The sequence below is a fragment of the Vibrio sp. YT-16 genome, from assembly GCF_033337405.1.
Classification (GTDB): Bacteria; Pseudomonadota; Gammaproteobacteria; order Enterobacterales; family Vibrionaceae; genus Vibrio; species Vibrio alginolyticus.
The window spans coordinates 96,117-109,062 of record NZ_JAWOQQ010000013.1 but is presented as its reverse complement, the minus strand read 5'-3'; the positions used below and the strand labels follow the sequence as shown (position 1 = coordinate 109,062).

Below are 12,946 nucleotides of genomic sequence, written 5' to 3'. Positions count from 1 at the left end.
ATGAAATTTAGCCTTAAAGGTCTTTTGACTGTAGCAACGGCCGCCTCTGCTCTTGCTCTAGCGGGTTGCGGCGACAAAGAAGTAGACGTAAACAAAGTAAAAGTTGGCGTTATTGCTGGTGCTGAAGCACAAGTAGCCGAAGTTGCCGCTAAAGTAGCAAAAGAGAAATACAACCTAGATGTTGAGCTAGTAACATTTACCGATTACGTAACACCAAACGCCGCTCTGGATGATGGTTCAGTAGACGCGAATGCGTTCCAGCACAAACCATACCTAGACCAACAAGTGAAAGACCGCGGCTACAAACTGGCTATCGCGGGTAACTCATTCGTTTACCCTATTGCTGGTTACTCAAAGCAAGTAAAATCAATTGATGAAATTCAAGATGGCGCACGCATCGCAGTACCAAACGACCCAACTAACCTAGGTCGCTCACTACTGCTTCTTGAGCAGCAAGGTTTAATTACGCTACGTGATGGCGTTGGTCTACTCGCTACAGTACGTGACATCGTAGGCAACCCTAAAAATATCGAAATCATTGAACTAGAAGCCCCACAGCTTCCACGTTCACTGGATGACGTAACGCTATCTATCATCAACACCACTTACGCAAGCTCTATCGACCTATCGCCAGAGCGTGACGGCGTGTTCGTTGAAGATAAAGACTCACCATACGTAAACCTAATTGTCGCTCGCGAAGAAAATGTTAATGCGCAAAACGTACAAAACTTCGTAAAAGCTTACCAAACGGAAGAAGTTTACGAAGCGGCAAAAGAACTGTTCAAAGGCGGTGTTGTGAAAGGTTGGTAATCCCACTTTTCAAAACATGACTGAAAACAACGTTCTAAACACAAAAGGGCTGATGTGAAAACATCAGCCCTTTCTATTTGTCTATCTACCCATTTAAGTAGCTTCAATTCGCTACTTAAGATGGTCCCAAGAGATATTCGACACGATTCGGCAGTCATCACACTTAAAATGAAATATGTCATGTAGTGGCTCATCGAGTAGCCACTCGCCATCGCATTTTGGACACTTGCGCGCTTTCTCGCTCTCCAGCGACTGACCACCGACACGATACTGGTAATAGTACGTAGGGATCTTCGTGATGTAATCGATACGGCCACGTAAGTCCCAACCTCGGCGAAACAGCACACTATCCACATCGCAAATTTCGTGCAGCGCCGCATGTTCCGCTCGGCAGCCCCCTGCCATTTGGATTTCATCACACGCTTGCCACTCAGTCTGCCACTTAATGACGGCTTTATGGTCTCCATTAAGTGTTGGCTCATTACGATACAAAGGAATTGGCAACAGGGTTTCACCACTTCGCAAAGGCGAACACGTATGAACATAAGTCGTGTACAACACTTGCCAGCTAGGTGTCTCTTCTTCGGCTGCTTGTTCTGAATTCAAATCACGCCCCAGCATACGCATTTTCGGTGCAAGCAAAGACGCATCCGACAAACGGTTCATGCACACTTTGACGAAATCTGAGTGATAACGTGGATGCAAGCTGTCTTGTTCTGGGCAAACAACACGAACGAAAAATTCACCTTCTCCCATCACTATCGGGAATTCACGACCTAATACTTGGCCGTTGTAACGCAGAGCATCCATCAAGCCATTAATGGCTTTGTCTACCGCGCTGACGGTGGTGTTATCAAAACACTCAAACTGCAACTCAACAACATACATACTTAGACGGCAGCCTCTAACTTATTCAAGAACTCAACCAATGAATCTGCCAATACATCACGTTTAGAGGTGCCCAAACGCTCTAGAATCACATTGCCAGTGAGGTTACAAATAGAAATCACATCCATTTCCTCATCTGTCGCTGCGATAAATACTGTTGGTTTAAGTTTCAAGCGGCGCTGCGTCACCAAATGACCAAGAATATTTTCTTGTAGACGCACGAAATCGTCATCGCTCCAGACTTGCAGCAGCGTCAACGAATTACCTTGCCAAGTTGCCTCCATATCAGCGCAGTATTGAGAACCATAAAAGGCTTTAACATCATCTTGCAGTGACAACTCAATCGCATTTTCCACATTGGTGAAATCGGCCATTTCATCACGTGCGACCGCTTTCCAAAGCACCTTTCCATCACGCTTCTCTTCGACACAAGGAGAAACAAGCTCTGCAAGCTCTTCACTGCTTGGCAACTCATTGTGCTTAGCTTGCCAAGCTTGTTGGTAGCGCAGGCTGAACTCTTGTAGCGCCTGAGTAACGTTTGGGGTCATGAAGGTCTCCTCATTCCTTATTTATCAGATAGCCGTGCTTGCCGGATGGCAATTGACCAGCGGATTCAGTAAAATTCTCGCCATTCTAATCGAAAACGACCACAAAGTATGAGCAAATATTCTGACGCTAAAGAGCTTGCTGGCTTAACACTAGGTAAAACGACCGAGTATGCGAACCAGTATGACCCAAGCTTGCTGCAACCAGTCCCTCGCAGCCTGAACCGAGATGACCTCCAGTTAGGCGATACTCTGCCTTTCATGGGGCACGACATTTGGACGCTGTACGAACTGTCTTGGTTAAATAGTAAAGGTTTACCACAAGTGGCCGTTGGCGAAGTATACATTCCAGCCACCAGCGCAAACTTGATTGAATCGAAGTCTTTCAAACTGTACTTAAACAGCTATAACCAAACCCGCTTTGCAAGCTGGGAAGAAGTGACTGAGCGTTTAACACAAGACCTTTCTGAATGCGCAGGTGAAAAGGTGCTGGTTGAGGTGAATCCAGTGACCCACTATACCAATCAACCTATCGTAACAATGGACGGTGAATGTATTGATGACCAAGACATTAACATCACCAGTTACGATTTCGATGCCGATTTGCTTGAAGGTGCAGCAGGTGAAGTACAAGTTGAAGAGGTGCTACATAGCCACCTATTGAAATCAAACTGTTTGATCACTAACCAACCCGACTGGGGCAGTGTAGAAATTCGCTACCAAGGCGCAAAAATAGCTCGTGAGAAGCTGTTACGTTACTTAGTGTCTTTCCGCGAGCACAATGAGTTCCACGAACAGTGTGTAGAGCGTATTTTTACGGATCTAATGAAATACTGCCAACCAAGCAAACTGACCGTATTTGCCCGCTATACGCGCCGTGGAGGCTTGGATATCAACCCTTACCGCTCAACGGAACAAGATAAGCCAGCTCACAATCACCGTATGGCTCGTCAGTAAGCGCATAGGCAACAGAAATAAGTTCGGCAATCTAAAGGGTTGCCGGACGTTTTTATTGTCCAAGCATGTTACTATATCAAATGGCTTCAACCCGCATTTAAACGGCTAATTGAGGCTTTTCGCCGTTATCGCCATATCTAAAAACAGTTCGAGGGAACGAAAGGATGTTTTGGGACAGTTCGCGTCTATTCAAATTGATTGGCTTTCTTTGCTTGCTGTTTGTACAGCCACTTCATGCAACCATTTTATCGTCCGCGTTACTCAACGAAGCACAACAATTGGCGGAAATAGAACCATCACAAGCAAAACAAGCGGCAACCAACTATTTGTCACAGCGTGAGCTAACAGAACGCAAAGAAAGTGACAGCCCTTCAGCCATGTCTCGCGACGAAACAGATCGTAGCGTTCGCACACCAAGCAGCACCATCGAAGCGCACAAGATTATCGCTCAGGCAGATTACGCCATGGGTAATGTTCGTTCGGCTATCGAGCACCTAAATAAAGCGGAACGCTTAGCGCAAGAATATCAATTGCCGTACATGGACTTAGATCTCCAGCTGATGCGCAACCAAATGATTTGGATGTACGACGAAAACTACTCAAAAGCGGAAGACACGCTTAACCAAATTGAACAACAGCTCGATGAAGCCGATGCCGTATTACAACGCACCGACAGCGTTCGCTACCGACTAGTGATGCAAAGAGCACTCCTCGCTTCACATAGTGGCGATATCATTAAAGCGGAAAACTTGTACTCTGAAGCAAAGACCATGCTTGACGATAGCCGCTCTGAGTTAGCCTTGATCGACTACTACACAGCCGTCGGCGAGTTTTACCTCAATAGCAAGAAATACAATTTGGCTTTGTCAGAGCTGCTATACGGTTATTGGCAATCTATTGAAAGTAACAGTGGTGCAAGATTAGCAAAAGTGAATCGCCTTTTGGCTAGGCTCTTCCAGGAGCGACGAGTGTACGACAAAGCGATCGAATACTTATCTCAAGCCGCAGATTTTTATGACTCTTACCCTAGCTCTCCGATCCTAGCGGACGTCCTAGAGCAAATGGGCGACATCTACTTTTATCAGGGTAAGTTTAACCTTGCGTTAGTGCATTACTTCAACGTGCTTGACCATGAAAGTACCAGTAAGAACATCAATAGAATCATTAAAATTCGCTTAAGCTTGGCGGCTACCTACCTACAACTCTATAACTACGCGCTAGCAGAGCAGTACTTAGACCGCTCTAAAGAGCTTTTAGAATACACCAATATTCCTAAGCTTGAAGCAAAGGCTGCCCTGCTTCAGTCAGGTCTGGCTTATCATCAAAATGACAGTAAAGACGTCATTACTAATGCTAAGCTGGCGTTAGCACTTGCTGAAAAGTCACCTGAAAATAACAACTTCATTAAGCAGCAGTCATACCGTTTACTTGGGTTGGGTTACGAGCAGGCAGGCGAATACAAACTTTCTCTGCAAGCTTATAAAAAATACACCAACCTCGTTCGTCTAGAACAAAAGCAGCTTAACCAAATCAGTGAGGATGCGTTCCGTCAGCAAAAAGAATTTGCCGAACAAACCATCCATTACATCGGTCAATCAGAACGCTTAGAGCAAGTGGAAAGAGAGCATCGTAAATTCCAGAAAATCTCATTTGCATTGTTTATTACTGTCTTGGTCATGTTTTTGTTCATTATGCGCCGTGGTGTCATTATGCAGCGCCAAGCAAGTGAAATCGAAAAACTGCGTAACGACCTCTTCACCCACTCTCGCTCTCGTTTACGTAACTTGCGTATGCTGAATGTTAAGCTTTCTCGCTCATTGAAAAAGTCGAGCGAAACTTTCGAGCAATGGCAAATGGGTGAATTGATCCACGAACCACTTAATGATCGCCTACGCTTTGTTATGATCGATTTGCCATTCTTACGAAGCATGTACGTCCATAACGGCTATAAGGCAGGTCTAGAACTAGAACGGGCATTTGGCGACTTCCTTGCGGAAAAAATAGAAAAACCGTCGCGTCTTTACCATTTCTCAGATGCGAACTTACTCTACATAGAACCGAACGCTGACCGTGATGCTTCTGCCGAAGTCATGTTCGAAAAATTCCAGACTTGGGTGGATGAGTTCGCACAGCAGCACAACGTCAATCGTATTATTCGTATGGGCATCAGCGATTATCCGTTCTTACCCCGAGCCTACACTGCAATTAACGATGAGGAATTACTCGATCTGTTATTGCTTGCTACTCACATCGCACGAGAAGTCAGCTTGAAGGATAAGCAAAGCCACTGGGTGTTCTTAAAAGCCATCGATAATGCGCCTGCTGCTAGCTTTGCAACAGGTAACATAAGAACTGCCTGTCAACATGCCATTAGCCAAGGCCTGATCAAGATCCATTCGTCCTACAAGAATGAGGACGACATCAAGAAAATATTAAAAAATGGATAATTAAACGCCTGTTGAACGTAATAACTAATGACGCTATAAAGTTTTTTGTTATTATCAGATAATTGTCAGTAGTACATGGACTTAACCGTAGTCACTTCATGGGAATCTTGGAATCCGATATTCAGTCGCAGCTGCATCAGCTGAGTTGTCAACTTGACCAACTCAGACTGACTCATCGTGATACTTCACTCAAATTCAAACGTGAACAACAAGTTCTTAAACGCGTTGTGGCATCATTGTCTTCAGCTTGCCAGGGTTCGAATACTCAGGTATCCAACTACCTATTTGAAATCCAACAAGAGCTGCAACATCAAAAAGATATCAGCACTCTTATCCCGCGTTTAGCGGTATTAGAGAGGATGCTCAAACAGCAGTCGAAGACGATGGATAAACAAAACGGTTACCTTGACGAACAAATCAAGCACAGTGGTGAAACACTGCAACGTGTCACGGGCTTACCTGCGCAGTTAAAACGTGAACTACGGAACCTGATGAGTTTCTCTGAAGTTCACGCCAGCAATAAAGCTGATCAAGCCACTAAGCTACTGAGTATTTACGAACGCGCTCTGAAAATCATCACGTCTAATTCACGTCTACATCTTAGTGAATTTGAAAACAATCCCGACAGATCTCAGCTTGAGTGCTTAGCCAGCGACCTCCAACATACTATTACAGAGCTTGATTTCGAGGGAGAATCAGGCGATAGATTGCTGGATATTCGCGCTAAGTTGCTCCTTGGCGTGAGTGCCGAGTCTCTCATTGAGCTTACGCTCTCAACGCTGAAATTGGTTGTCGAAGCAACAAAGTTCGAGCGCGAGGCGTCTAGCCAATTCCTTGATCAGCTGAACACTTCTCTCGCAAGTAACCTAAAAACCGTTCATCAGAACGTCGACCAGCATCATACCTACTTTGAACACCGCCAAGAGCTCAACACAGAAATGAACAGCTTGGTTGAATTAAGCCAAAAGTCACTTAATCAAGCTCAAGATATCGCGGTTGTGAAAAAAGAAATCACGCCTCTTCTCGAAAAAATGGCGTCGCTGACAGAGCGACTGAAAATGACGGAAGAGCGAGAGCAAGCGCTGCAAGAGCGGTTAAGTTACAGTAAGAACCAACTCGAAGCGGTATTTGAAACTACGCAAGATTATCGTCGACGCTTAGATGACCAAGCTCAGCGTATGTTGCTCGACCCGCTGACTAAAGTTTATAACCGCACTGCATTTAACGATCGACTAGAGCTAGAGTATCGCCGTTGGATTCGCTCTCAGCAAAACCTTCGTGTTGTGCTGTTTGATGTAGACAATTTCAAAGCGGTGAATGATAGCTATGGTTATACGGCTGGCGATAAAGCGCTGAAGATCATCGCTCGTACTATTAACAAGCGCGTATCAGAAACGGAAACAGTGGCTCGCTTTGGTGGCGAGGAGTTCATTCTACTCGTCCCGGAACAATCTGAAGAATACACACTGGATCTTATTAAGCATATCCAGCGTGATATTAGCCAATTACCCTTTAAGTTCCGTGAGCAAAATATCATGATTACCTTAGCTGCTGTATCGACGTCTTTCAAAGAGTCCGATACGCCAGAGTATGTGCTCGATCGTCTTGGCAAGATGCTTGCGGACGCTAAAAAACGTGGAACAAACCAGCTTAACTGGAGCTAAGATTCGTACAAAAAGCGAGCAAACAAACCAAATTTGGTGCAATCTTCGCTTTATAACCACCCATTTTCAACGAGTTATCACATTTCTTCCCTTTTAGTCTGCTAAGCTGTAAAAACCCAAGTCACTTCAAGATGATGTATTTATAAAAGGCAAATGTATCATCTTGAGGTTGCTTGGGAGTTGATAACCATAAAACCAAATCGGCCAACTACCTTTCATCAAACCATACGTATAACACCAAAAAGGTAAGTTGGTACTTTCCCTCAAATTAATGCAACACAAGGAGGCGTTATGATTACCCATATAAGCCCCGCTGGTAGCATGGACTTGCTATCTCAACTAGAAGTAGAGCGCTTAAAGAACACAGCCTCGAGTGAACTTTATCAGCTGTACCGTAATTGCACATTAGCGGTGTTGAACTCCGGTAGCCATACCGATAACTCGAAAGAACTGCTCGATAAATACCAATCGTTTGATGTCAACGTCGTGCGTCGTGAGCGTGGTATTAAGCTTGAGCTGACTAATCCGCCAGAGCACGCTTTTGTTGACGGCGAAATAATTAAAGGTATCCAAGAGCATCTGTTCTCCGTATTGCGTGATATCGTTTACGTAAACATGCATTTGGCAGACGCCCAGCGGCTCAACCTTACTAACCCAATTCACATTACGAACCTCGTATTCGGCATTCTTCGTAATGCCAGAGCATTAACTCCAGGTATCGCACCGAATCTTGTCGTATGTTGGGGTGGTCACTCTATCAATGGAGTGGAGTATCAGTACACACGTGAAGTGGGTAACGAACTGGGCCTGCGTGAACTTAACATCTGCACAGGTTGCGGCCCTGGTGCAATGGAAGGGCCGATGAAAGGTGCAGCAATTGGGCACGCAAAGCAACGTTATACTCAGCAACGTTATCTTGGTTTAACCGAACCCTCGATTATTGCTGCCGAGCCACCAAACCCAATAGTAAATGAACTGGTCATCATGCCCGACATCGAAAAGCGCTTGGAAGCTTTCGTCCGTATGGCTCATGGTATCGTTATTTTCCCAGGAGGCCCGGGCACAGCGGAAGAGCTACTGTACATTCTTGGCATCATGATGCACCCGGATAACGCCGATCAGCCAATGCCTATCGTATTAACAGGACCAAAAGAGAGTGAAGAGTACTTCCGCTCTATTGATGAGTTCATTCGCGACACACTTGGTGAGGAAGGGCAAAAGCACTACGAGATCATCATTGACAACCCGGCAGAAGTCGCTCGTATTATGAAACGCTCCATGGACTCGGTACGCCTTCACCGAAAAGAGAAAGGCGATGCGTACAGCTTTAACTGGTCATTGAAAATTGAGCCAAACTTCCAACTACCATTCGAGCCTACTCATGAGTCGATGGAACAATTGGATTTAAGCCTAGATCAAGAACCGCAAGTTTTAGCGGCCAACTTGCGTCAAGCCTTCTCTGGCATAGTGGCAGGTAACGTAAAGGCTGAAGGCATTCGAGAAATAGAACGTAGAGGGCCTTTCACCATTCATGGCGACGCAGTCCTCATGAAAAAACTCGATAAGTTGCTAAAAGACTTTGTCGAACAGCACCGAATGAAATTACCTGGCGGTTCAGACTACGAACCGTGTTATCGAATCGCTCACCCGGAAATTGGTGGTCGATAGTCAGGCTAGCATTCGTTACACTAGGGGCATTACGTCCCTTTTTTATTGCTAAGTCATTATGTCTATTCATCTTGTTATCATTGATGCCCTAAACCTGATCCGCCGAGTGCACTCAGCACAACCAGATCCAACCGACATAGCAAGAACCATAACCACAACGCAAAGAACCCTCACTCGCATTCTGTCAGAGGCCAACCCGACACACATCATCGCAGTTTTTGATCACCACGAACAAGACAGAGGTTGGCGCGCTGAAATTCTCCCTGACTATAAGCAAAACCGAAAGCCAATGCCTCAGCCACTACTGCAAGGGTTAGATGCGATTCAACAAGCGTGGTGGGAGCAAGGTATTGATTCATTGCTTTCTGAAGGCGATGAAGCAGATGATTTGGTTGCTACACTCGCAACGAAAGTGGCCAGCCATGGTGAAAAAGTCACCATCGTTTCCACAGACAAAGGTTACTGCCAGCTACTTTCCCCTACCCTACAAATCCGTGATTATTTCCAACACCGTTGGTTAGATGAACCATTTATCGAAAAAGAGTTCGGCGTAAAACCAAATCAACTAGCGGACTACTGGGGATTGACAGGGATAAGCTCTAGCCAGGTTCCGGGCGTACCTGGAATTGGCCCGAAAGCAGCGAAAGAGATTCTCACTCAGTTTGAGAGTATTGAAGCTGCCTACGCTAGTGAAGACCTCGTACCGAAATACCGTAAAAAATTGGACGAGCACATTGAGTCTGCTCGTTTATGTAAACGCGTCGCCGCTTTAAAGTGCGATATCGAACTAGGCTTTAACTTGCAAGATATTCGCTTTTTAGGGCCAAACAAAGCGAAGTAGTGCCCGATGGAAGTTTCACACCATGAAATCCGGCAGATATTAAAAAAGCGCCATTTGAAGGCGCTTTTTCTATTCTAATCACTATTCCCAAAAGACTCGGGGAATAAAGTTAGTAAGGTGAAATATTCGACAGACATTGGATATGAATCGTGATCTCTTCACGATCATGATACAAATGTTTAGCTTGTAGCTTGAACTTTACCTTATTATCAATGAGGAACTGCTTCAGATTTTCAAGGTCTTGCAGCACTTCGTCATAACGCCCTTTCATTGGCAGCTTAAGGTTAAAGATGGCCTCTTTTGCCCAACCTTTTAACAGCCACTGTCCCATCAGGTGAGCAACACGAGCTGGCTTTTCCACCATGTCACAAACAATCCATGTTACGTTCTTGCGGTCTGGTTCGAACTTAAAACCATCCACCATATGGTGCTTGATCTGGCCAGTTTCCATCAAACTGTCTGCCATCATGCCGTTATCTACGCAGTGAACGAACATTGAGCGCTTCACTAATTGGTACGTCCAACCGCCTGGACATGCACCTAAATCCACACCCCACATACCTGGTGCCAAACGCTCATCCCACTCTTCACGTGGAATAAAGACATGAAATGCTTCTTCCAGTTTAAGTGTTGAACGACTTGGAGCGTCTGCTGGGAATTTAAGGCGAGGGATACCCATGAAGAACTGTGAGTTGTTGTCAGTGTAAGAGTAACCAACGTAACAGTGGCCAGGCTCAACAAAGCAAATGTGCAGTACTGGTTTTTTCGCGTTATCTTTGTTCAGCATTAAGCCTTTGCCGCGCAACGCTTGACGCATTGGGACGGTAAACTTACGGCAGAATTTCAGTAGCTCTTTCGCTTCATTTGTATCTGGCGTTTCAATTCTCAAATCACCACAACGAGGGAATGCTTCAATGTCTGCTAGTTCATTCAAAATTGGACTAATGCGGTCATCACTTGGCAACGATTGAAACTCAGCTGCTACCGCAAACATTTGTCGAGCAAAAATTAAAGACTTAAAGTCTAAACCTCTCGCAAGTTTGTCGGCATCTCCATCTTGGTAACACTCGAAGACAACATAACCTGAGTTTCTCTTCACACGAGGGAAGCCATACACTTCCAACTGTGTCGCTTTGTCCTGAATTTCACCAGCACACTCTTTCTCAAAGCCAGAACGGCAATAGAGCATTAGTTGTTTCACTTGGAGACCTCTTTGATATTGAACGCAGCAAAAAAGAACAGACACCAACCAATCATGAACAGTAATCCTCCCACAGGAGTAATTGGCCCAAACCACTTAATGCCCGTCAGCGCCAGCGCGTAAAGACTGCCGCTAAAACAAAAGATGCCGATAATAAAGCAAATCGCCGCAATGAAAAAATATTTTTGTGCTTTTTGTCCCAAATTGAGCAGAAGCAGAATGGCACAAAACACAATCGCCAACGTGTGAATAAATTGATACAGAACTCCGGTCTCAAATACACCGAGCAAATAAGGGGCCAGTGTCGCTTTTAGCCCATGAGCAGCAAATGCTCCAAGAGCGACCGAAATCAGCCCAGACAGAGCAGAGAATGATAGTAACCACTTACTTTTCACTGTACACCTCTTTTATAAACGCCGCTAACTGCTCTATCGCGAGTGCAATGTTACCCACTTCAGTATGACCTGAGATCTTGCGCGGTTTGAAGCTGTGGTCACCATCAGGTAAAAAGCTCACCGTTACTTGTGACGAAAGGACGAAATCATCGAATTCCTCACGCTTACCAAAGGTGTCTCGTTCCCCTTGCAGAATCAGCGTAGGTTTCTCAATGGTTGCTAAGTGTTCGCCTTTGTATTTCTCTGGCTTTCCCGGCGGGTGAAATGGAAACCCTAAACAGGCAATGCCCGCCACCAGCTCATTTTCAGCCAACAAGCTCGACATACGACCGCCCATTGACTTACCACCAATAACCACGGGAGAAGAAGTAAAGTGAGCGATCACTTCGCTGTATGCTTCGAGCAACTTTGGCGCGCGATCGGGCGGACGCTTTTTGCCATCTTCCGAACGTTTCACCATGTAAGGGAAATTAAAACGCACTACACGAATACCTTGCTCCACTAATCCTTTGGCGACAGCTGTCATGAAGTCATGCTCCATCCCCGCACCTGCGCCGTGAGCAAAAATAAACAGCGGTCCGTTTTCAGGTCCCTCAGCTATCCAGTGATTCATCCAATACTTCCTCTTGTTCTTTTCTCGCGGTTGCTAACATCCAGTCTCTAAACGTTGCGATTCGGCCCATATCTGCCTGCTGTTCATGACACACCACATAGAATGCATTCTTAGATATCAACACCTCGTCGAATGGTGCAATGAGTCGTCCGGCTTCCATTTCAGGTTTGGCGAGTACGTTGTTACCGAGCGCGACCCCCTGACCGTGCGCAGCAGCCTGTAGCACCATCGTTGAGTGACTAAAAATAGGACCGTGGTTTACGTTGATGCCTTCAATGTTGTAATGACGAGCAAACTGCTTCCAGTCTTTACGCGAAGTATCGTGTAACAAAGTATGTAATTTGAGGTCACTTAAAGATTCTAATGGTTTGTTACCCAAAAGTAATGAAGGTGAACAAAGTGGGATCAAAAACTCTTGGTACAATTTATCTGCTCGCAAACCTGGCCAGTTCCCACGGCCATAGTAGATCGCCACATCAACATCATCAGTCAGTGAGCCTTCATCCATATCTACGGCTTTAATACGTACATCGATATCGGGCTCTTGAGCATTAAAATCGGCCAAACGAGGTACAAGCCATTGGATAGCAAAACTCGGCGGTAGGCTAATCGTCAATGCCCCTTTTTCGCTACGTTCCAACACCTTATCTGTCGCTTCCGCAATCGAGGTGAAAATATCTTTGATATCGAGAAAGTAACTTTGGCCTTCTTCTGTTAACAACAAAGAACGATTACGTCGACGGAAGAGCTTCAATGATAAGAACTCTTCAAGCGCTTTAATCTGGTGACTGACCGCGGCTTGAGTAACAAATAACTCTTCTGCTGCTCGTGTAAAACTGAGATGACGAGCAGCCGCTTCGAAGACTCGAAGCGAATTTAATGGAGGCAATCTGCGAGACATATGGGACCTCTAATAG

At 45.4% G+C, this 12,946-nt stretch carries 12 protein-coding genes; 6 read left to right on the top strand and 6 right to left on the bottom strand.

Features of this window, described 5'->3' with window-relative positions:
* Entirely contained in the window at positions 1-810 is an 810-nt protein-coding gene (locus R7F07_RS18840; RefSeq protein WP_005381966.1) for a MetQ/NlpA family lipoprotein, read from the top strand.
* A 111-nt stretch (positions 811-921) separates the two neighbouring features.
* Here the strand turns inward: R7F07_RS18840 and R7F07_RS18835 are convergent, their stop codons facing one another.
* Together R7F07_RS18835 and syd are read right to left on the bottom strand one after the other, a co-directional pair.
* Complete coding sequence (locus R7F07_RS18835) at positions 922-1,698, bottom strand: Zn-ribbon-containing protein (protein WP_065274234.1); 777 nt, start codon at positions 1,696-1,698, stop codon at positions 922-924.
* A 2-nt stretch (positions 1,699-1,700) separates the two neighbouring features.
* Entirely contained in the window at positions 1,701-2,246 is a 546-nt protein-coding gene (gene syd, locus R7F07_RS18830) for a SecY-interacting protein (RefSeq protein ID WP_025768899.1), read from the bottom strand.
* A 108-nt stretch (positions 2,247-2,354) separates the two neighbouring features.
* On the opposite strand from syd, the gene queF reads away from it, so the two are divergent.
* The 5 genes from queF to xni all read left to right on the top strand — a co-directional run bounded on the left by queF (position 2,355) and on the right by xni (position 9,820).
* Positions 2,355-3,200 (top strand): NADPH-dependent 7-cyano-7-deazaguanine reductase QueF, encoded by an 846-nt coding sequence (queF, locus tag R7F07_RS18825; protein ID WP_025768898.1) that lies wholly within the window; start codon positions 2,355-2,357, stop codon positions 3,198-3,200.
* A gap of 164 nt (positions 3,201-3,364) precedes the next feature.
* Positions 3,365-5,647: a tetratricopeptide repeat protein gene (locus R7F07_RS18820; protein ID WP_017635678.1), complete on the top strand. Its 2,283-nt coding sequence runs from the start codon at positions 3,365-3,367 to the stop codon at positions 5,645-5,647.
* Positions 5,648-5,745: 98 nt separating this feature from the next.
* Complete coding sequence (locus R7F07_RS18815) at positions 5,746-7,311, top strand: sensor domain-containing diguanylate cyclase (protein ID WP_005381978.1); 1,566 nt, start codon at positions 5,746-5,748, stop codon at positions 7,309-7,311.
* A gap of 291 nt (positions 7,312-7,602) precedes the next feature.
* A complete protein-coding gene (ppnN, locus tag R7F07_RS18810) occupies positions 7,603-8,979 on the top strand; it encodes a nucleotide 5'-monophosphate nucleosidase PpnN (RefSeq protein WP_047102074.1) in 1,377 nt (458 codons plus the stop codon).
* 58 nt (positions 8,980-9,037) lie between these two features.
* A complete protein-coding gene (gene xni, locus R7F07_RS18805; protein WP_025768895.1) occupies positions 9,038-9,820 on the top strand; it encodes a flap endonuclease Xni in 783 nt (260 codons plus the stop codon).
* A 109-nt stretch (positions 9,821-9,929) separates the two neighbouring features.
* On the opposite strand, the gene rlmM is transcribed toward xni, so the two are convergent.
* Genes rlmM through R7F07_RS18785 form a run of 4 tightly spaced genes read right to left on the bottom strand, consistent with a single transcriptional unit; the run spans position 9,930 to position 12,930 of the window.
* Complete coding sequence (gene rlmM, locus R7F07_RS18800) at positions 9,930-11,021, bottom strand: 23S rRNA (cytidine(2498)-2'-O)-methyltransferase RlmM (RefSeq protein ID WP_017820611.1); 1,092 nt, start codon at positions 11,019-11,021, stop codon at positions 9,930-9,932.
* Positions 11,018-11,416 carry a DUF423 domain-containing protein gene (locus R7F07_RS18795; RefSeq protein WP_042521214.1) on the bottom strand — a complete coding sequence of 133 codons (399 nt, stop codon included), beginning with the start codon at positions 11,414-11,416 and terminating at the stop codon, positions 11,018-11,020. The genes rlmM and R7F07_RS18795 overlap by 4 nt, the downstream gene beginning before the upstream one ends.
* On the bottom strand, positions 11,406-12,029 hold the full coding sequence (locus R7F07_RS18790; RefSeq protein WP_005383614.1) for an alpha/beta fold hydrolase: 624 nt from the start codon (positions 12,027-12,029) through the stop codon (positions 11,406-11,408). The genes R7F07_RS18795 and R7F07_RS18790 overlap by 11 nt, the downstream gene beginning before the upstream one ends.
* A complete protein-coding gene (locus tag R7F07_RS18785; RefSeq protein ID WP_005383616.1) occupies positions 12,010-12,930 on the bottom strand; it encodes a transcriptional regulator GcvA in 921 nt (306 codons plus the stop codon). Before R7F07_RS18785 ends, R7F07_RS18790 begins: the two co-directional genes overlap by 20 nt.
* Positions 12,931-12,946 lie beyond the last annotated feature (16 nt).